This is a genomic window from Shinella granuli, assembly GCF_004341885.1.
Lineage (GTDB): Bacteria > Pseudomonadota > Alphaproteobacteria > Rhizobiales > Rhizobiaceae > Shinella > Shinella granuli.
On the sequence record NZ_SLVX01000041.1, the window covers coordinates 1 to 20372 of the forward strand.

Annotated in this window: 28 protein-coding genes, 3 tRNA genes and 1 pseudogene; 13 read left to right on the plus strand and 19 right to left on the minus strand. The window is 63.9% G+C overall.

Features of this window, described 5'->3' with window-relative positions; genetic code table 11:
• Positions 1 to 99 (plus strand): annotated as a pseudogene (locus tag EV665_RS29880) (amino acid ABC transporter ATP-binding protein); the annotation flags it as partial.
• 189 nt (positions 100 to 288) lie between these two features.
• Here EV665_RS29880 and EV665_RS29885 read toward each other — a convergent pair.
• A tRNA-Ser gene (locus tag EV665_RS29885) sits at positions 289 to 378 on the minus strand.
• Positions 379 to 762: 384 nt separating this feature from the next.
• On the opposite strand from EV665_RS29885, the gene EV665_RS29890 reads away from it, so the two are divergent.
• The 5 genes from EV665_RS29890 (at position 763) to EV665_RS29910 (ending at position 4277) form a co-directional block, all read left to right on the plus strand.
• Positions 763 to 975 carry a hypothetical protein gene (locus EV665_RS29890; protein WP_064330174.1) on the plus strand — a complete coding sequence of 71 codons (213 nt, stop codon included), beginning with the start codon at positions 763 to 765 and terminating at the stop codon, positions 973 to 975.
• A gap of 189 nt (positions 976 to 1164) precedes the next feature.
• Positions 1165 to 1692 carry a DUF992 domain-containing protein gene (locus EV665_RS29895; protein WP_064330175.1) on the plus strand — a complete coding sequence of 176 codons (528 nt, stop codon included), beginning with the start codon at positions 1165 to 1167 and terminating at the stop codon, positions 1690 to 1692.
• 84 nt (positions 1693 to 1776) lie between these two features.
• Complete coding sequence (locus tag EV665_RS29900) at positions 1777 to 2040, plus strand: hypothetical protein (RefSeq protein WP_133036942.1); 264 nt, start codon at positions 1777 to 1779, stop codon at positions 2038 to 2040.
• A gap of 25 nt (positions 2041 to 2065) precedes the next feature.
• A complete protein-coding gene (locus EV665_RS29905) occupies positions 2066 to 2413 on the plus strand; it encodes a hypothetical protein (RefSeq protein WP_133036943.1) in 348 nt (115 codons plus the stop codon).
• A gap of 79 nt (positions 2414 to 2492) precedes the next feature.
• Positions 2493 to 4277, plus strand: a complete 1785-nt coding sequence (locus EV665_RS29910; RefSeq protein ID WP_133036944.1) for a cation:proton antiporter domain-containing protein — start codon at positions 2493 to 2495, stop codon at positions 4275 to 4277.
• 47 nt (positions 4278 to 4324) lie between these two features.
• Here EV665_RS29910 and EV665_RS29915 read toward each other — a convergent pair whose 3' ends face one another.
• From EV665_RS29915 to pcsA, 7 genes are all read right to left on the minus strand, one after another.
• A complete protein-coding gene (locus tag EV665_RS29915; protein WP_084438304.1) occupies positions 4325 to 5032 on the minus strand; it encodes a FadR/GntR family transcriptional regulator in 708 nt (235 codons plus the stop codon).
• Between the two features lie 203 nt (positions 5033 to 5235).
• Complete coding sequence (locus tag EV665_RS29920) at positions 5236 to 6306, minus strand: BMP family ABC transporter substrate-binding protein (protein ID WP_133036945.1); 1071 nt, start codon at positions 6304 to 6306, stop codon at positions 5236 to 5238.
• 51 nt (positions 6307 to 6357) lie between these two features.
• The gene (locus tag EV665_RS29925; protein WP_133036946.1) at positions 6358 to 7278 is read right to left on the minus strand and encodes an ABC transporter permease; all 921 of its coding nucleotides are present in this window, start codon (positions 7276 to 7278) and stop codon (positions 6358 to 6360) included.
• The gene (locus EV665_RS29930) at positions 7278 to 8372 is read right to left on the minus strand and encodes an ABC transporter permease (RefSeq protein WP_133036947.1); all 1095 of its coding nucleotides are present in this window, start codon (positions 8370 to 8372) and stop codon (positions 7278 to 7280) included. The genes EV665_RS29925 and EV665_RS29930 overlap by 1 nt, the downstream gene beginning before the upstream one ends.
• A complete protein-coding gene (locus EV665_RS29935; protein WP_133036948.1) occupies positions 8362 to 9933 on the minus strand; it encodes an ABC transporter ATP-binding protein in 1572 nt (523 codons plus the stop codon). Before EV665_RS29935 ends, EV665_RS29930 begins: the two co-directional genes overlap by 11 nt.
• Positions 9934 to 9981: 48 nt before the next feature.
• Positions 9982 to 10953 carry a quinone oxidoreductase family protein gene (locus EV665_RS29940; protein ID WP_133036949.1) on the minus strand — a complete coding sequence of 324 codons (972 nt, stop codon included), beginning with the start codon at positions 10951 to 10953 and terminating at the stop codon, positions 9982 to 9984.
• Positions 10954 to 10977: 24 nt separating this feature from the next.
• Positions 10978 to 11700 carry a phosphatidylcholine synthase gene (pcsA, locus tag EV665_RS29945; RefSeq protein ID WP_133036950.1) on the minus strand — a complete coding sequence of 241 codons (723 nt, stop codon included), beginning with the start codon at positions 11698 to 11700 and terminating at the stop codon, positions 10978 to 10980.
• Positions 11701 to 11942: 242 nt separating this feature from the next.
• Here pcsA and EV665_RS29950 point away from each other — a divergent pair, with 242 nt between their 5' ends.
• Complete coding sequence (locus EV665_RS29950) at positions 11943 to 13151, plus strand: UbiH/UbiF family hydroxylase (RefSeq protein ID WP_133036951.1); 1209 nt, start codon at positions 11943 to 11945, stop codon at positions 13149 to 13151.
• Here EV665_RS29950 and EV665_RS29955 read toward each other — a convergent pair.
• Complete coding sequence (locus tag EV665_RS29955; protein ID WP_133036952.1) at positions 13119 to 14081, minus strand: AEC family transporter; 963 nt, start codon at positions 14079 to 14081, stop codon at positions 13119 to 13121. The two genes, EV665_RS29950 and EV665_RS29955, sit on opposite strands and share 33 nt — an antisense overlap.
• A gap of 140 nt (positions 14082 to 14221) precedes the next feature.
• Positions 14222 to 14971: a cytochrome c biogenesis CcdA family protein gene (locus tag EV665_RS29960; RefSeq protein WP_133036953.1), complete on the minus strand. Its 750-nt coding sequence runs from the start codon at positions 14969 to 14971 to the stop codon at positions 14222 to 14224.
• 229 nt (positions 14972 to 15200) lie between these two features.
• On the opposite strand from EV665_RS29960, the gene EV665_RS29965 reads away from it, so the two are divergent.
• Positions 15201 to 15276, plus strand: a tRNA-Lys gene (locus tag EV665_RS29965).
• Positions 15277 to 15468: 192 nt separating this feature from the next.
• On the opposite strand, the gene EV665_RS29970 is transcribed toward EV665_RS29965, so the two are convergent.
• Positions 15469 to 15657 carry a DUF2934 domain-containing protein gene (locus tag EV665_RS29970; protein WP_133036954.1) on the minus strand — a complete coding sequence of 63 codons (189 nt, stop codon included), beginning with the start codon at positions 15655 to 15657 and terminating at the stop codon, positions 15469 to 15471.
• Positions 15658 to 15846: 189 nt separating this feature from the next.
• Between EV665_RS29970 and EV665_RS29975 the strand changes: the two genes are divergently transcribed.
• On the plus strand, positions 15847 to 16032 hold the full coding sequence (locus EV665_RS29975) for a hypothetical protein (RefSeq protein WP_133036955.1): 186 nt from the start codon (positions 15847 to 15849) through the stop codon (positions 16030 to 16032).
• A 42-nt stretch (positions 16033 to 16074) separates the two neighbouring features.
• Here EV665_RS29975 and EV665_RS29980 read toward each other — a convergent pair whose 3' ends face one another.
• From EV665_RS29980 to EV665_RS29995, 6 genes are all read right to left on the minus strand, one after another.
• Positions 16075 to 16404 carry a hypothetical protein gene (locus EV665_RS29980; protein WP_133036956.1) on the minus strand — a complete coding sequence of 110 codons (330 nt, stop codon included), beginning with the start codon at positions 16402 to 16404 and terminating at the stop codon, positions 16075 to 16077.
• A 694-nt stretch (positions 16405 to 17098) separates the two neighbouring features.
• A tRNA-OTHER gene (locus tag EV665_RS32505) sits at positions 17099 to 17175 on the minus strand.
• Positions 17176 to 17182: 7 nt separating this feature from the next.
• Entirely contained in the window at positions 17183 to 17305 is a 123-nt protein-coding gene (locus EV665_RS33145) for a hypothetical protein (protein ID WP_281048296.1), read from the minus strand.
• A 56-nt stretch (positions 17306 to 17361) separates the two neighbouring features.
• Complete coding sequence (locus EV665_RS29985) at positions 17362 to 17640, minus strand: HNH endonuclease (RefSeq protein WP_133036957.1); 279 nt, start codon at positions 17638 to 17640, stop codon at positions 17362 to 17364.
• A 1-nt stretch (position 17641) separates the two neighbouring features.
• On the minus strand, positions 17642 to 17875 hold the full coding sequence (locus tag EV665_RS29990; RefSeq protein ID WP_133036958.1) for a hypothetical protein: 234 nt from the start codon (positions 17873 to 17875) through the stop codon (positions 17642 to 17644).
• On the minus strand, positions 17872 to 18195 hold the full coding sequence (locus tag EV665_RS29995) for a hypothetical protein (RefSeq protein ID WP_133036959.1): 324 nt from the start codon (positions 18193 to 18195) through the stop codon (positions 17872 to 17874). Before EV665_RS29995 ends, EV665_RS29990 begins: the two co-directional genes overlap by 4 nt.
• 108 nt (positions 18196 to 18303) lie before the next feature.
• Between EV665_RS29995 and EV665_RS30000 the strand changes: the two genes are divergently transcribed.
• The 4 genes from EV665_RS30000 (at position 18304) to EV665_RS30015 (ending at position 19858) form a co-directional block, all read left to right on the plus strand.
• Positions 18304 to 18540 (plus strand): helix-turn-helix domain-containing protein, encoded by a 237-nt coding sequence (locus EV665_RS30000; RefSeq protein WP_133036960.1) that lies wholly within the window; start codon positions 18304 to 18306, stop codon positions 18538 to 18540.
• Positions 18537 to 18827 (plus strand): hypothetical protein, encoded by a 291-nt coding sequence (locus EV665_RS30005; protein WP_133036961.1) that lies wholly within the window; start codon positions 18537 to 18539, stop codon positions 18825 to 18827. The genes EV665_RS30000 and EV665_RS30005 overlap by 4 nt, the downstream gene beginning before the upstream one ends.
• 164 nt (positions 18828 to 18991) lie before the next feature.
• Positions 18992 to 19351 carry a hypothetical protein gene (locus EV665_RS30010; RefSeq protein WP_133036962.1) on the plus strand — a complete coding sequence of 120 codons (360 nt, stop codon included), beginning with the start codon at positions 18992 to 18994 and terminating at the stop codon, positions 19349 to 19351.
• A 54-nt stretch (positions 19352 to 19405) separates the two neighbouring features.
• The gene (locus EV665_RS30015; protein ID WP_133036963.1) at positions 19406 to 19858 is read left to right on the plus strand and encodes a hypothetical protein; all 453 of its coding nucleotides are present in this window, start codon (positions 19406 to 19408) and stop codon (positions 19856 to 19858) included.
• A gap of 45 nt (positions 19859 to 19903) precedes the next feature.
• Here EV665_RS30015 and EV665_RS32510 read toward each other — a convergent pair whose 3' ends face one another.
• Positions 19904 to 20062 (minus strand): hypothetical protein, encoded by a 159-nt coding sequence (locus tag EV665_RS32510; RefSeq protein WP_162853213.1) that lies wholly within the window; start codon positions 20060 to 20062, stop codon positions 19904 to 19906.
• Between the two features lie 3 nt (positions 20063 to 20065).
• Positions 20066 to 20191 (minus strand): hypothetical protein, encoded by a 126-nt coding sequence (locus EV665_RS33150; RefSeq protein ID WP_281048297.1) that lies wholly within the window; start codon positions 20189 to 20191, stop codon positions 20066 to 20068.
• Between the last annotated feature and the right edge of the window lie 181 nt (positions 20192 to 20372).

The window sequence follows — 20372 nt, forward strand, 5'->3', positions numbered from 1 at the left end:
GACCAGGGCCAGATCGTCGAGCAGAACTCGCCGGCCGAGTTCTTCGACAACCCGCAGCACGAGCGCACCAGGCTCTTCCTCAGCCAGATCCTGCACTAACAGGCTGCCAAGCCCCGCGGCACGACACACGGCTGGAGCATCCTATGATGCTCCGGCCTTTTGCATCGCATGCCGACCCCGTGGTGTATCGGCGGCAATTCGCGCCGGAGCCTTGAGGACCGGCGACCACCATCCCGTTTCCTGGCGGTTCCGCGATATCGTATTCCATGGAAGACAATTGGCCGCCAATGGCGGAAGAGGTGGGATTCGAACCCACGGTACGGTTTCCCGCACGCCGGTTTTCAAGACCGGTTCCTTAAACCACTCGGACACTCTTCCCCTGTGAAGCGCCGCTTTCCGGTTTTGGGAAAGCGGCGGAACCTCGTTTCGAGCGGTTCCCCCTTCAGGCGATGCCGGCTTTGTAGCAGCTTTGGCTGCATCGTCAACGTGCGAGGAAGGGGCTTGCAGCAGACTTCGTCGCCGAGACCTTGTTTTGAACACAATGGCCTCCTATATAGCCGTCATCGGCATTGCTGATGAGCGCTGGAAAGGTTCTGCCGCTCGCAATCGCCGCATCACCTGATGCCTTTGACCACGGATGTACTGGCACTGGTGAAAAGGGTGATGATGAGGAAGGTCGGTGCGTTTTCGCCCCGGCCTTTTTTGTTGCCGGAACAATCGCCGGCGCGAGAGGTTTCGTTCCGACACCAGAGGAGACTGGTCATGGAACAGACACACACCGCAAGGCTGGCAGCCGAATATCTGCGCCTCGGCGGCGGCCGGCGCGCCAAGATCGACGACAACCTCGTCGGCACCCGCCAATGGTCGCACGATACACCGGCAGCCGAAGCGTTCTGGAACGAGCATATCGCCCCGCTGGACGACAGGCGCCGCGACGAGGTGATCACCCATCTGCCGACGATCAATCGCGTATAAGCCGTCGGCGCGCCCGGCATGTGATCGAAAAGCCGCGCCCGGCACGCGCCGTGCGGGGCCGCCGGCGCAATGTGTTATCAAACCGTTACCCGCCCACACTCTGCCACGATCTTCCCCATGAGATGACCTGCGGCCGGGAACCAATGCACCGGATTCGCCATTATCGTGCCAGTTAGAAGGAGTGCACAGATGAACACGAAGCTTGGAACTGTCCTTGCGCTAGGCCTTGCGCAGGCTTTCGCTACGACCGCTGGCGCGGCAGACATGGTCATCCGCGAGGAAGCCCCGACCTATGCCGAGCGCGGCGGCGATCGCGATGGCGTGAAGATCGGCATGCTGACCTGCGATGTCGGCGGCGGCGTCGGCTATGTCATCGGCTCGGCCAAGAACGTCGATTGCGTCTTCTCGTCCACCCGCGGCGAGCAGGACGCCTATAGCGGCGTCATCCGCAAGATGGGCGTCGACCTCGGCTTCACCACGCAGGGCCGCATCGTCTGGGCGGTCTTCGCGCCGACGGCCGGCTACCATCAGGGCTCGCTCGGCGGCCTCTATCAGGGCGCGACGGCCGAGGCGACGCTTGGCTTCGGCGTCGGCACCAATGTGCTCGTCGGCGGCACGTCCGGATCGATCCACCTGCAGACGATCAGCGTCAGCGGCCAGATCGGCCTGAACCTTGCGGCCACCGGCACATCGGTGACCCTCACGCCGCAGGGCTGAGACAGGGAGACGGGCGGCCTCGGCCGCCCTTTTCTTTTGCCGCGCGCCGGCGTTCTGCTAGAGTTGCACGGGAGGAGTTTACACATGACCCGCATCGCCCTCGCCCTTTTCGCCGCGCTTTTCCTTGCCGCCTGCACGGCGGACGGATCCCGCGCCGTCGAACCCATTCCCGGCAGCATCACCTATGGCGGCCAGCCGCGCACGAAGCTCACCAAGGCGCCGATCGGCAGCACGTTCGAACACACGTTCAACGACCGCTATGGCCGCCCCGTGGTGGAAACCTACCGCATCCAGCCGGACCGTTCGCTCCTCCTGATCCACCGCTACACGCGAATCGAGTATTTCTGAGGTGACGCAGGCCATGGAGACGACAATGCTGGAAAGCACCGACATCGAACTGGAAGACGAACGGCTGAGGCAGCTCGACATTCTGGCGCGGGAGCGCGCCATGACGCCGTCGGAGCTGCTGTCGCATTATGCGTCCGGCTCCTTCGGCTTCCACGAGGCGGTGCATACCGCCTCCATCGTGCTCGACCTCGTCGACGACCAGCTTCTCCATCACCCCGCCATCGCCGGCAACGACGAATGGTTCCGCCTGGCCGCCCGGGCGAGCGAAGCCCTGTTCAACCTCTACCAGTCGATGGGCGCAGCCCAGCTTGCCACCCGCGCGGCGGACGAGGGCAAGCGGCCGGAAGAGCTGAATGCCAGCAACGACGACTGACACTTTTCCCGCCTTGCGCGACGGGGCCGGCGGCCCTACCCTATCCTCTTGAATTCTCACGGATTAAGGATAGACGCGCTTGCCCCATGCGACACCGCTGATCGCAACCCTCGTTGCCGGTATCTGCCTTGCCTTCCTGGCGGGTTTGGTGGCGCATCGTTTCCGCCTGCCGCCGATCGCCGGCTATCTTCTCGCCGGCGTCGTCATCGGCCCGTTCACGCCGGGTTTCGTCGCCAACCAGAATCTGGCGAACGAGCTCGCAGAGATCGGCGTGATCCTGCTGATGTTCGGCGTGGGCCTGCATTTCTCGCTGAAGGACCTCCTCTCCGTGCGGGCGATCGCCATTCCCGGCGCGATCGGCCAGATCGCCGTCGCGACCGTCTTCGGCCTGCTGCTTGCGCTGGCCATGGGCTGGTCCGCCGGCAGCGGCTTCGTCTTCGGCCTGTCGCTTTCCGTCGCCAGCACCGTGGTGCTGCTGCGCGCCCTGCAGGAGCGCCGCCTGGTGGAAACGGAACGGGGCCGCATCGCGGTCGGCTGGCTGATCGTCGAGGACCTCGTCATGGTTCTGACCCTCGTGCTGCTGCCGCCGCTCGCCGGCGTGCTGGGCGGCACGGCGCAGACGGCCGATGTCGACCCGGACCTGACGCGGGCGCTCGGCATCGGCGCGGTCTGGACGGCGGTGGGCGTGACGGCGCTCAAGGTCTCGGCCTTCATCGCGCTGATGCTCGTCGTCGGCCGCAAGGTCATCCCGATGATCCTGCATTACGTGGCGCATACGGGCTCGCGCGAACTGTTCCGCCTGTCCGTCCTCGCCATCGCGCTCGGCGTCGCCTACGGCTCGGCGAAGCTGTTCGGCGTCTCCTTCGCGCTCGGCGCCTTCTTTGCCGGCATGGTGCTGGCGGAATCGCAGCTCAGCCAGCAGGCGGCGCGCGAGACGCTGCCGCTGCGCGATGCCTTCGCGGTGCTCTTCTTCGTCTCCGTCGGCATGCTGTTCAACCCGGTCAACCTGATCGAGCGGCCGCTGGCGATCCTCGCGACCTTCGTCACCATCGTCTTCATCAAGTCGGCCGCCGCCTATCTCATCGTCAAGGCCTTCGGCTATCCGCGCACCATCGCGCTGGCCATTGCCGCAAGCCTGGCGCAGATCGGCGAATTCTCCTTCATCCTCGTCGTGCTCGGGGTCGGCCTCGATCTGCTGCCGGCCGTGGCGCAGGATCTCATCGTGGCGGGCGCGCTGTTTTCGATCCTGGTCAATCCCCTGCTCTTCATGGCGGTCGATCACTACGGCGCCAAGCTCGATGCCGCAGCGGCGCAGGAGCCGGACGGCAGCGCGGACGCAGCCCCCCAGCCGGAAGAGCCCGCCGAGGACATGCCGGAACCGACGGCGCTCACCGACCATGCGATCGTCGTCGGCTACGGCCGGGTCGGCAGGCGCGTCGTCGAGCGGCTGCACGCCGCCGGCCTGCCCGTCCTGGTGATCGAGGAACGGGCCGGCGTTGCGGAAGCCCTGCGGGAAAGCGGCATCGAGGCGATCGGCGAGCCGGCAGGCGGCCGCGGCGTGCTGGCGCAGGCGAACATTGCCGGCGCGCGCTGGTTCGTGACGGCCATACCGGATGCCTTTGCGGCCGGCACGCTGATCGAGCAGGCGCGCTCGGCCAATGGCGCGATCCGCATCGTGGCACGGGCGACATCGCAGGCCGAAGCCGACCACCTGCGCCAGTTCGGCGCCAACCATATCGTGATCGCCAAGGAGGAGGTCGCCGCGGCCATGGCCGACCGGCTCCTTTCCGGCGAGGCGCGTCCCGTACCGAGCAGCGACAGCGCGCAAGGAGAACTCGACCTGCCCGCGCCGTCCCCGGTCTGACGGGCGCGCCTGTCGCCCCAAACGCAGCGCAAGGCCGCCGGGACGCGCTATTTCCCCTCGCGCAGCGTCTGCACGACGCGCTCGCGCCCGACCTTGATGACATTTTCCATCGCCCGGCGCGCGCCGTCCTCGTCCCGCTTGTCGATCTCCTCGACGATGCGGATATGGCTGGTCGAGACGTCGCCGATCTTGCCGCGGTCGGCAGCGGGGGAGGAAAGCTTGAAGGCGCCGACGAGGCCCGCCTCGATGAGGCTGCCCAGCGTGCGCAGGAAGGGGTTGCGCGAGGCCTCGAGCACGGAGAGATGGAATTTCAGGTCGGCCATGGCCAGCGTCTCGGCCGTATGCTCCGGATCGCCCATCGCGACGGCAAGGCGCATCATCTGGCTTATATCGGCCTCCGTCGCATGGCGCGCCGCCAGCGCCGCCGCCTGCGGCTCGAAGGCAAGGCGCACTTCGGACAGGTGAAGCAGGAATTCCTCGTTGACGCCGACGGCGAAGTACCAGGTGAGGATATCGCTGTCGAAGAGGTTCCACTGGGTGTTCGGCGTCACGCGCGTGCCGATGCGCGCGCGCGGCACGACGAGCCCCTTGGCGGCGAGCGTCTTCATCGCCTCGCGCAGCACCGTGCGGGAGACCTTGAAGCGGGCGGCAAGCTCGGCATCGCCCGGCAAGGTCGCGCCCACCGGATAGTCTCCCGCGATGATCGCCCTGCCCAGCTCGTTGACGACCTGCGCGTGACTGGTACGCGTGTTCATCCCGCTGATGACGGTTTCAAGCAAACCCCTGCGCAATGACGTCCCCTCCTCCGCCAAGGACCACCCATTTTGATCCAAAGCCACCCGGCAGGTATAGAGCGCGCCGCCGATTCCGCAAAGGCCGTTCGCGTCATCGATCCTTTACAAACGAAAAAGGCGCCCCTCGCGGGGCGCCTCCTGTGCCGTCGTGGATCAGTTGCGGCTTACTTCGGCAGCTGGTCGTCGACGCCGGCGATGTAGAAGTTCATGCCGAGCAGCGTGCCGTCGTCGGAAACGGCGCCCTCCGCCAGCCAGTCCGAACCGTCCTGCTTCTTGATCGGGCCGGTGAAGGGGTGCAGCTCGCCGGAGCGGATCTTGGCTTCCGCCTCTTCCGCCAGCGTCTTCACGTCGTCGGGCATGTTGGTGTAGGGCGCCATGGTGAGGATGCCGTCCTTGAGTCCGTCCCAGACCTGCTCCGACTTCCAGGTGCCGTCGAGAACCGCCTGGGTGCGCTTGATGTAGTAGGCGCCCCAGGTGTCGACGATGGCGGTGAGCTGGGTGTTCGGGCCGGCGGCGATCATGTCGGAGGCCTGGCCGAAGGCCTTGATGCCGCGCTCGGAGGCGACCTGCATCGGCGCGGTCGTGTCCGTGTGCTGCGTCAGGATGTCGACGCCCTGGTCGATCAGCGCCTTGGCGGCATCGGCTTCCTTGCCCGGATCGAACCAGGTGTTGGCCCAGATGACCTTGACCTTGAAGTCCGGATTGATCGACTGCGCGCCGTGCACGAAGGCGTTGATGCCCATCACCACTTCCGGGATCGGGAAGGAGGCGATGTAGCCGGCGACGCCCTTTTCGGACATCTTCGCGGCGATCAGGCCCTGGATATAGCGGCCTTCATAGAAGCGCGAATTGTAGGTCGCGACGTTCGGGCCCGACTTGAAGCCCGTGGCATGCTCGAACTTCACGTCGGGGAACTTTTCCGCGACCTTGATCGTGGCGTCCATGAAGCCGAACGAGGTGGTGAAGACCAGTGCGCAGCCGGAACGGGCCATGCGCTCGATCGCGCGCTCGGCATCCGGGCCTTCCGGCACGTTTTCGAGGAAGGGCGTTTCGATCTTGTCGCCGAAATGCGTCTGCAGTTCCTGGCGGCCGATATCATGCGCCTGGGTCCAGCCGCCGTCGGTCTTGGAGCCGACATAGATGAAGCAGATCTTCGTCTTGTCCTGGGCGCTGGCGGCGGCGGCAAAGCCGAGGACGGCTGCCGAGGTTGCGAGAGCGAGAATGATTTTCTTCATTTTATCCTCTGTAGGTTATCAGGAGTGGTTTTCCCGTCTTCTTGTTCTTGGTCACCGGTCGGGCACGAACGGTTTTCCGAGCGAGGCAGGCGTGTTGATCAGCGTCATCCGCCGATTGTGCGATATCAGGATGAGGACGACAACCGTGGCGATGTAGGGAAGCGCCGACAGGAACTGCGAGGGGATGCCGATGCCGAGCGCCTGGGCGTGCAGCTGGCTGATCGAGACCGCGCCGAAGAGATAGCCGCCCGCCAGCAGCCGCCAGGGCCGCCAGGAGGCGAAGACGACGAGCGCCAGCGCGATCCAGCCGCGCCCGGCGGACATGTTCTCCACCCATTGCGGCGTATAGACCAGCGAGAGCTGCGCGCCGGCAAGGCCCGCGCAGGCGCCGCCGAACATCACCGCGAGATAGCGCGTGCGGATGACATGGATGCCGAGGGCATGGGCGGAGGCATGGCTGTCGCCGATCGCCCGCACCTTCAGGCCAGCGCGGCTGCGGAACAGGAACCAGTTGAGGCCGAAGACGAGCGCGATCGACAGGTAGAAGATGATGTCCTGCCTGAAGAGCAGCGGACCGAGGAAGGGAATGTCCGACAGCAGCGGGACCGCGATCGGCTGGAGCTTGATGCCCGACATGCCGACATAGGGCTCGCCGATCTGGCCGGAAATGCCGAGGCCGAGAATGGTGAGTGCAAGGCCGGTCGCCACCTGGTTGGCGACGAGCGTCAGGGTCAGGAAGCCGAAGAGCAGCGAGAACAGCGCGCCGCAGGCAATGCCGGCGAGAACGCCGATATAGGGCGACCCGGTCGCCTGCGTCACCGCGAAGGCGAGCACGGCGCCCATGACCATCATGCCCTCGACGCCGAGATTGAGCACGCCCGCCCGCTCGCTGACGAGCTCTCCGAGGGAGGCCAGCACCAGCGGCGTTGCCGCGGTGATGACGGTGAGAAGGATCGCTTCGATGATACCCATCAGTGCGCTCCCCCTTCGCTGGACTGACCGATCCGGGAGAAGACCAGCCGGATCTTGTACTGGATGAGCGTGTCGCAGGAGAGCACGAAGAACAGAAGCAGCCCCTGGAAGACGCGCGTCACCTTGTCGGAGACGCTGAGCGTCAACTGCACCGCCTCGCCGCCCACATAGGTGAGCGCCAGGAAGAGGCCGGCGGCGATGATGCCGAGCGGATTGAGGCGGCCGAGGAAGGCGACGATGATCGCGGTGAAGCCGTAGCCGGGCGAGATGATCGGCTGCAGCTTGCCGATCGTGCCACTGACCTCGGAAATGCCGGCAAGACCGGCGAGCGCGCCGGACAGCAGCATCGAGAACCAGATCATGCGCTTCGACGAGAAGCCGGCGAAGCGCCCTGCCCGCTCCGACTGGCCGAGCACGGTGATCTCGAACCCCTTCAGCGTGTAGCGCATCATGAGCCACAAGCCGACGGCCGCGAGAACCGCGAAGGCGAAGCCGAGATTGGCCCTTCCCGACGCGATGAGCTCGGGAAGGATCGCTTCCGGCGCGAAATCGCGGGTGACAGGGAAATTGTAGGCATCCGGGCTGCGCCAGGGGCCGCGCACCAGCCAGTCGAGGAAGAGCTGGGCGATGTAGACCAGCATCAGGCTCGTCAGGATCTCGTTGGTGTTCATGTGCGCCTTGAGGAAGGCGGGGATGGCGGCGTAGAGCGCGCCGCCGATCATGCCGAAGACCAGCATCAGCGGCAGGACGAGCGGCGAATGCCAGTCATGGAAGACGACGGGCACGATGGCGCCGGCAATGGCGCCCATGATGAACTGGCCCTCGGCGCCGATGTTCCAGTTGTTCGAGCGGTAGCAGATCGAAAGGCCGGCGCCGATGAGGATCAAGGGCGCGGCCTTGATGGCGATCTCGTGCAGCGACCAGATATCGAGCAGCGGCTCGATGAAGAAGCTGTAGAGCGCCGAAACCGGATCCTTGCCGATCAGCGCGAACATGATGCCGCCGGCGATCACCGTCAGGCCGAGCGCGAGGAAGGGCGAGAGGATGGAGTAGAGCGTCGAGGGATTGGCGCGCTTTTCCAGTTCAATGCGCATGGGCCACCTCGCCTTCCGTCTTGCCGTACATGCCGCCCATCAGGAGGCCGATCTTCTCGCGGGTCAGTTCGTGCGCCGGATAGGCATCGGACAGCCGCCCCTCGCTGATCACCGCGATCTCGGTCGCGACCTCGAAGATCTCGTCGAGGTCCTGGCTGATGACAAGCACGGCCGAGCCGGCCTTGGCGAGATCGACGAGCGCCTGGCGGATGCGGCTTGCCGCGCCCGCATCGACGCCCCAGGTCGGCTGGTTGACGATCAGCACGGCCGGCTGGCGGTCGAGTTCGCGCCCGACGATGTATTTCTGCAGGTTGCCGCCGGAGAGCGAGCCGGCCGCCGGGTTCTCGCCGCTCTTGCGCACGTCCATCGTCTCGGAGATGCGCTTCGAGGCGATGCGCACGACCGCATGGCGGATGACGCCGAGCACGCCGCCGGCAAGGAACGTCTTGCGGTCCGACTGGTTGCGCGCCAGGACGAGATTGTCGGAGAGCGGCAGCGCCGGCACGGCGGCATGGCCGTGGCGCTCCTCCGGCACGAAGCCGGCGCCCATCAGGCGGCGCGCCGTGATGCCGAGATTGCCGGCCGCCTTGCCGCGGATGGAAACGGCGCCGGCATCCGGCACCGGATATTCGCCCGAGAGCGCGTCGAACAGCTCGCCCTGGCCGTTGCCGGCAACGCCCGCGATCGCCAGAACCTCGCCGCCACGCACCTTCAGACAGACATTCTTCAGCGCGACGGCAAAAGGCGTGCGCGCGGGAACGCTGAGGTGCCGGGCTTCGAGCAGCACGTCGCCCTTCGTGTTGGTGCCGGCCGCGCTCACCGAGGCGACGTCGCTGCCGACCATCATGCGCGCCAGCGAGGCCGGCGTTTCCTGGCGCGGATCGCAGGCGCCCGTCACCTTGCCGTGGCGCAGCACAGTGGCGCGGTCGCAGATGCGCTGCACCTCTTCGAGGCGGTGGCTGATATAGAGCACCGAGCGCCCCTCGGCCTTCAGCTTGGCCAGCGTCTCGAACAGCCGGTCGGCCTCCTGCGGCGTCAGAACCGAGGTCGGCTCGTCGAGGATGATCAGTTCCGGGTTCTGCAGCAGCGCGCGCACGATCTCGATGCGCTGGCGCTCGCCGACCGAAAGGTCCGCGACATGCGCCTTCGGATCGAGCGGCAGGCCGTAGAGATGGGAGAGGCGCGAAGCCTCCTCCGCCACCTTGGAGAGCGAGATGCCGGGGCTCAGCGACAAAGCGATGTTCTCGGCGACCGTCAGCGCCTCGAACAGCGAAAAGTGCTGGAAAACCATGCCGATGCCAAGCCGGCGGGCAGCGCCCGGGCTCGGGATGCGCACGGGCTCGCCCTTCCACAGGATCTGTCCGCTGGTCGGCGCCAGCACGCCGAAGAGCATCTTGACGAGGGTGGATTTACCGGCGCCGTTCTCGCCCAGCAGGGCGTGGATTTCGCCCGGCTGGATATCGAGATCGATGGCGTTACACGCGGCAAACGAACCAAATAGCTTTGTCAGGCTGCGGACAGCCAGCAACGGACTGCCCCCGGACGCTCCAACGGCTGACACTCTTCCCCTCTTTCCTGCAAACCCATCCTGCCGCCCGTTCGGGTCGTGTCAGGGAATGAGCAGCGTCGTTCCACTCGTTTTTCTTGCTTCCAGATCCGTGTGCGCGCGTCCCGCCTCGGCCAACGGATAAGTCTGATGAATATTGATACGCACTTTGTTGCTTTGCACAACATCAAAGAGCGAGTTTGCACATGCATCCAGCGCCTCGCGCGTGGCGATATAGGCAAAGAGCGTCGGGCGCGTGGCGTAGAGCGAGCCCTTCTGCGAGAGCAGGCCCATGTTGAAGGCCTCGACCGGGCCGGAGGAATTGCCGAAGCTGACGAAGAGGCCGCGCGGCTTCAGGCAGTCCAGCGATTGCGGGAACGTGTCCTTACCGACGGAATCGTAGACGACGTCGACGCCCGCGCCGCCCGTCAGTTCGCGCACGCGCGCGACGAAGTCTTCCTTCGTGTAGTCGATGACATGGTCGTAGCCATTCGCCAGCGCAAGTTCGACCTTCGCCTGCGACCCCGCCGTGCCGATCACCGTCGCGCCGAGCGCCTTCGCCCATTGCCCGGCAATGAGCCCGACGCCGCCGGCCGCCGCATGGAACAGCAGCACGGTGCCCGGCTTCACCTGATAGGTCTGGAGCAAAAGGTATTGCGCCGTCATGCCCTTGAGCATCATCGCCGCCGCCGTTTCGAGCGAGATGCCGTCAGGCACCTTCACCAGATGTTTCGTCGCGACGTTGCGCTCGGCGGCATAGGCGCCGTCCGCCGAGGCATAGGCGACGCGGTCGCCGATGGCGAAATCCGTCACGCCCTCCCCGAGCGCGGTGATCGTGCCCGCCCCCTCCTTGCCGGGAATGAACGGCGGATCGGCCTTGTAGAGGCCCGTGCGGAAATAGACGTCGATGAAATTGAGCCCGACGGCGGCCTGCCTGATCTGCACCTCGCCCGGGCCCGGCGCATCCAGCGGCACGTCCTCGATCTTCAATACTTCCGGTCCGCCGAGACTGCGGACGACGATCGCCTTGGTCATCAAAAACTCTCCCGATTGTTGTTTCTACCGGCCGAGATTGGGAAAGACCTGTAGAACGGCTCCGACGACATAAAGATAGATCCCCGTCGCCACCACGCCCCAGACCACCCAGGCCGGCGTATCGAAATGCAGGAGCAGCGCATAGCCGCCGAGCAGCGCCCAGAGGAAGAAAACGGCAAGGTTCAGCGTCCGCAGCCGCTCGACGCGCACCGGATGCAGGAAGTTGATCGGCATGAAGGTGAGGAAGACGGAGACGAAAACGATGATCGACGCCGTCAGCTCGCTCGCCTGGATGACGAACAGCGTGAACACCACCATGTTCCAGACGACCGGGAAACCGGAGAAGAAATATTCGTCCGTCTTCATGCCCATGTCGGCATAATAGATGGCGCTCGACACGACGATGGCCCCCGCGGCCACGAAGGACCAGGGCTCACCGATCATGCCGCTCTGGTAGAGCGCAAAGGCGGGCAAAAGCACGTAGGTCACATAGTCGATGACATTGTCCAGCGTATCGCCGGACCAGTTCGGCAGCACTTCCTTGACCCGCACCTTGCGCGCGATCGGCCCGTCGATGCCGTCGACGAGCAGCGCCAGGCCAAGCCACCAGAACATGTCGACGAAACGATGCTCGCCCGCAGCCACCACGCCGAGAAAGGCAAGGAAGGAGCCGGACGCCGTCAGGATATGGACGGAAAAGGCACGGATCTCCGCGTAGGGTACGCGTTTGTAGTTGAAAAACTTCATAGCCCTTCGCAGTCCATCCCTGGGGTTTTCATCGGCGGCGCGCCGACATGCCCTCTTACGCGGTCACTGTCCGTAATATGCATTGATTGCCCGGCATCGCCAGTGCAAATCGGCCACCCGTCCGGCGACTTGGCGCCCTGCGCCGATTCATCCCATGGAAATTGCCTCTTTGCCGGCCTAGATTCTGCCGGTAGAAGCGACCCCGATCCTGTGGGTAACGCTTGCCGCTTCGGAGGCCGGTCATGAGACAATTCGATATCGCGGTCGTCGGCGCCGGCCTTGCCGGCAGCCTCGCGGCGCTGGCGCTCGCCGATTCGGGCGCAAGCGTCGCGCTGATCGCCCCGCCCGCCCGCGCAAATGACGGCCGCACCACGGCGCTGATGGACCAGTCCATCGCCTTCCTCAAGACGCTCGGCCTGTGGGAGGAGATCGCCCGCCATGCCGCCGCGCTCGAAACCATGCAGATCCTCGACGGCACGGCGCGCCTGTTGCGCGCGCCGCCCGTCGCCTTCCGCTCCAGCGAGGTCGGGCTGGAGGCCTTCGGCTACAATATCCCGAACGCGCCCTTCCTCGCGGTGCTGGACGCCCGCATCGCGGCGACCGGCAATATCGTGCGGATCGAGAGCGGCGTGACGGCCGCCAATGCCTTCGAGGAGGGTGTCGAGCTGACGCTTGACGACGGCGGGCGCGTCCTGGCCGGCCTCGTCGCCGGTGCCGATGGCCGGAAGTCGAAGATCCGCGAGAGCGCCGGCATCGGCGTCAAGGCCTGGTCCTATCCGCAGGCCGCCCTCGTGCTCAATTTCTCGCACGAACGGCCGCACGGCAATGTCTCGACGGAGTTCCACACCGAGAGCGGCCCCTTCACGCAGGTTCCCCTGCCCGGCCGGCGCTCCAGCCTCGTCTGGGTGCTGCCGCCGAAGGAGGCGGCGCGCCTCGGCGACCTGTCCGCCGCCGAACTTGGCCACGCGGTCGAGGCACGCATGCAATCCATGCTCGGCAAGGTCACCGTCGAGGGCGCGGCGCAGCGTTTCCCGCTTTCCGGCATGACGGCCGAGCGGTTCGGCAAGGGCCGCATCGTGCTCCTCGGCGAAGCCGCCCATGCCTTTCCGCCGATCGGCGCGCAGGGCCTCAATCTCAGCCTGCGCGACATCATGGCCTTGAAGGCGCTCATCCAGGGAGCGACACCGGCGAACGACGCGGGGATCGGCGAGCGCTTCGACCGCAAGCGGCAGGCGGACATCCGCTCGCGCACGCTCAGCGTCGACCTGCTCAACCGCTCGCTGCTCTCCGATTTCCTGCCCGTGCAGTTCCTGCGCTCGGCCGGCCTGCACCTGCTCTCCGCCCTCGGCCCCTTGCGCAGCATCGTCATGCGCGAAGGCATAGAACCGCTCGGCTCGCTGAAGGCCTTTCGCGACGGCCTACGGGAACGGGTCGCCCGGAAGCGCGCCTGACTTGATGAGATAGAGCAGGATCGTCACCGTCGCGACGGACAGCACCGTCGTGATGAGGATGGTCGCCGACGCCCGCTCCTGCCACACGCCGTATTGCTGGCCGATGACGAAGACATTGGTCGCCGTCGGCAGGGCCGCGAGCAGCACCGCGGTGAAGACCCAGACCGGATCGAAATTTCCGGCAAGTCCGAGCACCAGATACATGGCGACCGGCAGCAGCAGGAGTTTTGCCGGCACGATATAGCCGATCTCCACCGGCACCCGCCTCAAGGGCCGGAGCGCCAGCGTGACGCCCATGGCGAAGAGCGCGCAGGGCGCCGCCGCCTGCGCCAGGTAGTCGATCAATCGCTGCAGCGGCGCCGGCGGCTCGAAGCTGGCAAAGGCCGCGACGAATCCGGCCGCCGTCGCGATGATGAAGGGATGGGTGACGATCTTGCGCAGCACCCCGCCGGCGATCTTGAGCGCCGGCTGCTTCTCCCCGCCGGCAAGCGCCATCAGCGCCGGCGCGACCATGAAATGCAGCATGTTCTCGAAGCAGAAGACCAGCGCCACCGGCACCGCCGCCGGCTCGCCGAAGGCGAGCAGCGCCAGTCCCGGCCCCATATAGCCGATATTGCCATAGGCGGCCGCCAGCCCCTGGATCGTCGCCTCGCTTATCGACGCCCGCCGCAGCCAGAGCCCGATCGCGAAGATCAGGCCGAAGACCAGGTAGGTCGCGCTGATATTGGCGAGGATGAAGTCGATGCGCGTCAATTGCTCGATCGGCGTCTTGGCCACCAGCTTGAAGAACAGCGCGGGCAGCGCGATGTAGATGATGAAGGTGTTGAGCCAGCCGAGCGCCTCGACCGGCTGCCGCGTGATGCGGGCGACCACGTAGCCGAGGAAAATCATGCCGAAGAACGGCAGCACCAGTCCGATGATGTCAGCCATGGGCCGAAGCCTGCTCCCGCTTGCCTGGGGCATGTCGCGCAAGAGCGTGCGGCGGCTCTGCGCGACATGCGAAAAATCGAGGGCCTGACGCGTGACGGCGCGAATCCCGTGGGATCGCGGTGCCTCAAGCTTCGTCCCGACTAGCCGATTTGCGAGAGAATGGGAAACGTTTGCTGGAACCAGATGGCAACAGTGCTGATATAGCCGAAGATGAAGGCAAGGCCGGTGAGGACGAGCAGCACGCCCATCACCTTCTCCACCGTGCCGAGATGGCGGCGGAAACGCATGAGGAAGCGCATGAAGGCGCCGGAAAAGCCGGCCGCGATCCAGAACGGCACCGCAAGCCCCAGAGAATAGATCGCAAGCAGGACGGCCCCGTCGCCGACCGTCTCGCGCGCCGCGGCGACGCCGAGGATCGCCCCCAGCACCGGCCCGATGCAGGGCGTCCAGCCGAAGGCGAAGGCAAGGCCCATGATATAGGCGCCGGACGCCGTCGCCGGCTTGCCGCCGCCCTGGAAGCGCGCCTCGCGGGCAAAGAGCCCGATCCGCAGCACGCCGAGGAAATGCAGGCCCATCAGGATGATGATGACGCCGCCGACCTGCGCGAGAATGTCGAGATGCCGGCGCAGCACCATGCCGATCGTCGAGGCGCCGGCCCCGAGCGCCACGAAGACCGTGGCGAAACCGAGCGTGAAGCAGAAGGCCGCAACGAGAACGGCCCCGCGCGTCTCGCGCCGCACCGCCACCGCATCCCCGCCCTTGAACTGCTCGACGGAAATGCCGGCCATGTAACAGAGATAGGGCGGAACGAGCGGCAGGACGCAGGGCGACAGGAACGAGAGGGCCCCGGCAAGAAGCGCGCTCAACAGGGAAATATCGGCGATCGACAAAGAACTACTCCGCAGCGGCGGGCAAAGGCGGCCAGGCCCGAAACCGGCCATACCCGCCCCTCCAATGGCGCTTCCTAGTATCCGCCGAAACCCTCTCCTGCCAATCACCTTTTGGAGAACGCGGCGAAATGCAGCAAAAGCTGTTTTTCGCCGCATTTTCCGGGTTGACCCGGCAAATCCTCCTGCCTATGTTCCGCGCACTTCCGCGGGGCGCCTTCGCACCGCCAGGGAGCGCGTAGCTCAGCCGGTAGAGCAACTGACTTTTAATCAGTAGGTCCAGGGTTCGAATCCCTGCGCGCTCACCACCGAAGTGCTTGAAATCATTGAAGAAATCACGATTGGGCGCCTGCTACATAAACCTTTCGTGCGCCATCCGCTTTTACCAGTTTTTCCCGGTTTTTCAGCGTTTATCCAGAGGTGGCGGGGATTCCGTGGCGCATGAATGGCGCATGTATGGCCGCCCTACCCTCACAGTTGGGCCCACACAGGAATCGAACTCAATGTGTCGGGTTCGCCGCTGCGGCCAAGCCGACTACATCTCGACTCGCCGCTTCTGCCTCATCCTCTTCCTGGACCTCCCGCTCGGCCTGAAGCCAGTGACCGAGACTTCGGCCATCGAGCGACCCTTCGCGCTGCCAGAGTTCGAAGGCTCGCTCCTTGATTCGTCTCTCGCGTTGGTCGTCCATGGTCTTACCGAAGTCCGAAGAACGAAAGAACAGCGATGACGATGACGACGAGGCCGACGATGTATACAATGTTGTTCATAATAGCTCTCCTTTTGGATTCCAGGCCAAAACGCTTCGCCTGCATTCTTGTTCCAGCTCGGAACCTCATCGTACCGTAGTCGTTCCTCATGCCCCACAGGAGATCACGCAATGGCGATTGAGAACGCACCCACCGAGAAGGGCAAAGATGGCGCAAGAGGCCTCCACAAGGCTACACGGGCCGAGGAGCGCAAGGTTGAGGCTGAGAAGGGCTCAGACCTCGCGAAGGGCGCCGATCGCTTTGACGAGCGCTCCAGGAGCTCTGACGGAAAGAGCGCGGGCGAAAAGCAGAAATGAAAAAGGGGCCGCCCGACAACTGCCTAGCGGCCCTCTCTGATCTTACCTGCCCTGAATAACCCGAATGAAACGCGGGCTCTTCGTTCGGAAGTCGTTATAGCTGATGCGGCCATTGGCAATCCCGTTGAAAGCACGCTGGCAATAGATGCGCGCGACGTCGCGTCGCGGACTGACATTCATGATCTTGGCCATTTCCGCTTTGCGGGCAGGCGACGCGCGGCGGGCTCCGGCATAGCACTTGTTGATACCATCGCGCTTGAGCGCAGGGCTTCCACGCACCATTTCCTGGGCGCGATTATAGCTCGTTTCCGAGACGCAACCCGTCATGAAAATCCCTGCGGCTATCACGGCGATCATGGGCATCAGCCTCATGGTGTTTCCTCCATTCGTTTGATCGACAATGGAGAGGATAGGCGGGGCTCCCACGATGGCAAGCTGGAGGGCCGAAAAAGAACTGGCGCAAGAGCCGGCAGCTGATCTAGCGCCGGCCGCTGACCTGCTCTTCGGGAAGAGGCGGTGAGAAAAAACCGCCCGCCTCGTGGGAGGGGCGAGCGGTTCTATGCGCGGCGCTGCGGCAATGGTTTTTCGACCCGACGGTGGCCGCGCACGAAACAATGATACCACATCGTGGCATGGGCGGCCAGCGCGCATCAGTCGCGCCGACCGCAAGGTCGCGCTGGACTTCTTGCGCCCATATGTCGAAGCACATAAGGCCCCTTAAGTACTTCTATCCGGTAGTTTGAAAATCATAACGTGGCGTCCGGCTGCGCCTATGTCGCAATGCCACCGCCCTCCATGGCGACGCGCTAGGGCCCGCGCCAATTGCTCCGCGAGTTCTTCCGGCGTCGGCTCATCCACCTGATCGCCTTGATGGGCGAGCGCCCCAGCGCCTGCCCAAGGACCCAAAACTCCCGCACCTAGTGCGCAGAGTGCTTTGCGTCTGCTCCCATTCATTTTTGTTCCCCCTTTGTGCTGAAAACAATACCGTCTGGCCGCCCTCTCAATGTTGAGGAGCTGCGGCGCGCGGCACCTTCCTGATCGGACATGACGACGGTCGGGAAGGAAATGGAGCCCTTGGCGAGATTCGAACTCGCATCATCCGTTACCGCTGTCGGGGTAGAAGTCCCGCGCGGATACAAGGGCGAAATGGTTAGGAGGCGGGATACCTCACCCCACTCGCAATCACCGGAACGTATTCCGGGGCGATCGTCATGACACGCTGGTCGCCTCTGTAGAGGTCGACGCCGAGGTCATGCCCGTTGTGACGCAGCATGTACTGCTCGCCGCCGATAAAGACCGTACTGCCTTCTGGATACCAATCGCGCCAAGTCATCTCGCACACTCCCCATAGATTTCGCCCTTACGAACCGTCTTGTAGGTCAGCCAGTCCATCGCACCGCGACCGGTGTTGCATTCGCTGCAAGCCAGCGCGAGGTTGTCGGGAGCGTTTGTCCCGCCATCGCACTTGCGCCGCAGGTGTTCGATCGTCTCGCTCGAAGGATGCGGCCTGTTGCCCTTGTGAGGCGGCCCCATTCGCTGGCTGCAGTAGCAGCACAGGTTCCCCTGCGCCTCGCGGAGGCGGCGGCGGATTCTCATGAATTTGGCCATCTCAGGCTGCCTCCTCTCCGCGCAGATTACCGAAGCCCTGTTCGATCAGGCCATCGTAGTCGGCGATGCCGCGTTCTGCGGGATCGTCCTCACGCTCGTCGTCGCCTTCCGCGTCGTTGCTGCCGTAAGGATTATAGCCCAGCGAGGGCTCCAGATCCGGATCGCCGTCAGCGGCATCCAGGAGGGCGATCAGCACGTCGATGGCGCGCTCGATCTTGTGGCGCTGGATGTTCATGCCGGCTCCCCCTCGATGTCGAGGCCGACCAGCGCGCGGTACATCGCAACCGTTTCATCGGTGCTGGCTTCGACCTTCGTGATCCGCAGCGCCCCCAGGGTGGCGACCTTGAGGCGGAGAAGGTGCGGGTTCCCGTCGTAGCAAATGACGTCGACGTCGTTGCCGCGGATACCGAGGATCATCAGGGGCCATTTGCGGCCGCGCTCTTTCTCGAAGTCAACCAGATCGCCGGGCTGGAACTTCGGCGGGTTCTGGCATCGCAAGTGACGCCGGAAGGCGGCGATTGTCTTCGGGTTGTTGGCGTTGCGGAGGGCGCTCATGAATATCAACTCCTCTTTGGAAAAATTCAAGTTGAGTTGAAATTACCTAAACTTTTATCGAAGTCAAGCGCGCTTGATAAAATTTCTAGTTTGGGATATTTTTTCTCCATGATTACACCTGAGCAGATACGCGGTGCGAGAGCGATGTTAGGACTGACACAGTCCGATTTGGCAAAGCTCGCCGGCCTCTCAACCACTGGCCTCAACAATATCGAGAAGGGCACCGCAGATCCCAAGGCATCAACCTTGAGGGCGATTCAGACCGCTCTCACGGAAGCCGGCGTGATCTTCATCGATCAGAACGGAAACGGCCCCGGCGTTCGGCTGCGGGATCGACAGGAATGACATACGTCGAGCGTCACGCCATCCATTATGTTCGCTTGCGCGATGATGGCGTCCTCAATGTAGCCGATTTCGAGTATGAGTCAGTGGAGGGCACAGTCCCTTCGTGCGGAGACTATATTACTCAAGTTGACAGTGATGGTTTCTACTACGCGATCCAGATCGTCGAACGGCACCGCATATTTGAACCAGAGCGCAATGAGCAATATTGGTGCCTCGTATTTCGTGATGTGGAAGACAATCCACATCTTGATCGTCTAACCGCATGTTTGCGGGCCATTCCGAAATAGGGCGCCAGCTAACCGATTGATATCCTTGGGCACTGATCTGTGCCCTGCAACCCCCTGAAATCTTTCGATGCAAAATTGCATTGAGTGCTCAGCCCAAAACCGGGCCCAGCCCTCGACAACCCGGCCGTGCGGTGAGATGGTGGCGCACCTTGAGGGAGGAAATAATGGGCGCCAGGATCATCGGAGCGGCCGCTGCAACTCTGCTGGTCGGCATGACCGCCAGCGCTGCCGCTTGCACAACTTACGAACGCGAGGTCTACGATGTGGCGAAAGCGGTCGAAAGTTTCCGGGAGACGGCGCATTTCAGTGAGTACGGATGGTCAGCCAAAGCTCCATACAACAAGTGGCTAAACCGGGTTCGAGAATTAAGCGACGACGAAGAGAACGCGCGGAAGCTGATGACCTCCCATGGCTTCATTCCGATGGAAATCTACAGCGTCGCCGATGAGTACCGAACGGCCGGAGGCTTAGATAATTTTTACAAGGACCGCGACAAGGATATCAAAAGCCTTCGTTGCAAGTGAGAGCGATCACGCTGCCGTAGTGGCATGCGCTTGCCCGTCCAACCCAGATAGACCATGCCCGCCAAACCCATCCTCATATACCGCCTGACGCCCGCCCAGATCGACCTCGTCGATCGCTTGGCGACCAGCGATGGAATCGTCATGGACGAACTCGCCTACCCGGATTTGGTGGCGTATCAGGAATTGGAGAAGCTCGGTTTCGCCGAAATGTGCATCGAGCCCCGGAAGAAAATCAAGATTGCGATCACCGACCAAGGGCGTCAGGTGCGGGCCGCCAGGTACATCTCCAGCAAGCCGGTCGTTCGCCTTACTGGACCGCAATTCCTCGCAATGCGCCTCCTTGCTGAAAGGCCGCGATCTTACAACGAAATCCCCGCCACCATGAAAGACACGGTGCGCCGACTGCGGTTGCGCGGCTGGGCAACCGTGGGGGAGGATGCCGAGGGGCGGTTCTGGACCGCGCTGACGACGGAGGGATGGGCTCTGTTGAAACTACTCGATTACTGATGGCGTTTGCGAACTGCCCCGTCCCCTCCAAGCCGCGTCGCAGTTTTATATGCCACCCGCGATCACTGCCCCCAGCCCGTACAGGCCCGCTATCGCGGCTCCCACGACCAGCAAGGCGAAGACAACCCTCCTGCTGGCGCGCTCCTCATGCTGCCGATCTGGTACGGGATCGTCGAAGGTCTCGGGGGTCTCGTGATAGCGCATGTCTCACTCCGTCCGGTTGATTGCATGGGACGTCGCCGGATTTTCAGGGGCGCCTGGCGTCCAGAAGACGATGTATAGCGCGGCGAGCAGCAGCAGCACGCCTGTAACCGTTACCGTTGATCTGTTCATCTGGTGGTTCCCTTAATTTGGTTCAGTGAACAACAAATGACGCCCCGTCGGGTTGATCTGAAGCAACAATGGTACGTGGCGTCGCTCGGTTCCACCTTGACTCCCACTCGAATGAGAACAAAATAGGAACATAGTCCGCCGAGCGGACGCAATTCCTATGAGGTTCCCCATGTCGACCAAA

Coding starts and splice junctions, on each gene's coding strand:
- EV665_RS29975 (WP_133036955.1), top strand. CDS start 15,847: ATGGCGATTGAGAACGCACCCACCGAGAAGGGCAAAGATGGCGCAAGA.
- EV665_RS32510 (WP_162853213.1), bottom strand. CDS start 20,062: ATGCGCTATCACGAGACCCCCGAGACCTTCGACGATCCCGTACCAGAT.
- EV665_RS30010 (WP_133036962.1), top strand. CDS start 18,992: ATGGGCGCCAGGATCATCGGAGCGGCCGCTGCAACTCTGCTGGTCGGC.
- EV665_RS29985 (WP_133036957.1), bottom strand. CDS start 17,640: ATGGCCAAATTCATGAGAATCCGCCGCCGCCTCCGCGAGGCGCAGGGG.
- EV665_RS33150 (WP_281048297.1), bottom strand. CDS start 20,191: ATGAACAGATCAACGGTAACGGTTACAGGCGTGCTGCTGCTGCTCGCC.
- EV665_RS29900 (WP_133036942.1), top strand. CDS start 1,777: ATGACCCGCATCGCCCTCGCCCTTTTCGCCGCGCTTTTCCTTGCCGCC.
- EV665_RS29955 (WP_133036952.1), bottom strand. CDS start 14,081: ATGGCTGACATCATCGGACTGGTGCTGCCGTTCTTCGGCATGATTTTC.
- EV665_RS29995 (WP_133036959.1), bottom strand. CDS start 18,195: ATGAGCGCCCTCCGCAACGCCAACAACCCGAAGACAATCGCCGCCTTC.
- EV665_RS29895 (WP_064330175.1), top strand. CDS start 1,165: ATGAACACGAAGCTTGGAACTGTCCTTGCGCTAGGCCTTGCGCAGGCT.
- EV665_RS29915 (WP_084438304.1), bottom strand. CDS start 5,032: ATGAACACGCGTACCAGTCACGCGCAGGTCGTCAACGAGCTGGGCAGG.
- EV665_RS29940 (WP_133036949.1), bottom strand. CDS start 10,953: ATGACCAAGGCGATCGTCGTCCGCAGTCTCGGCGGACCGGAAGTATTG.
- EV665_RS29920 (WP_133036945.1), bottom strand. CDS start 6,306: ATGAAGAAAATCATTCTCGCTCTCGCAACCTCGGCAGCCGTCCTCGGC.
- EV665_RS29930 (WP_133036947.1), bottom strand. CDS start 8,372: ATGCGCATTGAACTGGAAAAGCGCGCCAATCCCTCGACGCTCTACTCC.
- EV665_RS30005 (WP_133036961.1), top strand. CDS start 18,537: ATGACATACGTCGAGCGTCACGCCATCCATTATGTTCGCTTGCGCGAT.
- EV665_RS30015 (WP_133036963.1), top strand. CDS start 19,406: ATGCCCGCCAAACCCATCCTCATATACCGCCTGACGCCCGCCCAGATC.
- EV665_RS29890 (WP_064330174.1), top strand. CDS start 763: ATGGAACAGACACACACCGCAAGGCTGGCAGCCGAATATCTGCGCCTC.
- EV665_RS30000 (WP_133036960.1), top strand. CDS start 18,304: ATGATTACACCTGAGCAGATACGCGGTGCGAGAGCGATGTTAGGACTG.
- EV665_RS29925 (WP_133036946.1), bottom strand. CDS start 7,278: ATGGGTATCATCGAAGCGATCCTTCTCACCGTCATCACCGCGGCAACG.
- EV665_RS29990 (WP_133036958.1), bottom strand. CDS start 17,875: ATGAACATCCAGCGCCACAAGATCGAGCGCGCCATCGACGTGCTGATC.
- EV665_RS33145 (WP_281048296.1), bottom strand. CDS start 17,305: ATGCTGCGTCACAACGGGCATGACCTCGGCGTCGACCTCTACAGAGGC.
- EV665_RS29980 (WP_133036956.1), bottom strand. CDS start 16,404: ATGAGGCTGATGCCCATGATCGCCGTGATAGCCGCAGGGATTTTCATG.
- EV665_RS29905 (WP_133036943.1), top strand. CDS start 2,066: ATGCTGGAAAGCACCGACATCGAACTGGAAGACGAACGGCTGAGGCAG.
- EV665_RS29970 (WP_133036954.1), bottom strand. CDS start 15,657: ATGGACGACCAACGCGAGAGACGAATCAAGGAGCGAGCCTTCGAACTC.
- EV665_RS29950 (WP_133036951.1), top strand. CDS start 11,943: ATGAGACAATTCGATATCGCGGTCGTCGGCGCCGGCCTTGCCGGCAGC.
- pcsA (WP_133036950.1), bottom strand. CDS start 11,700: ATGAAGTTTTTCAACTACAAACGCGTACCCTACGCGGAGATCCGTGCC.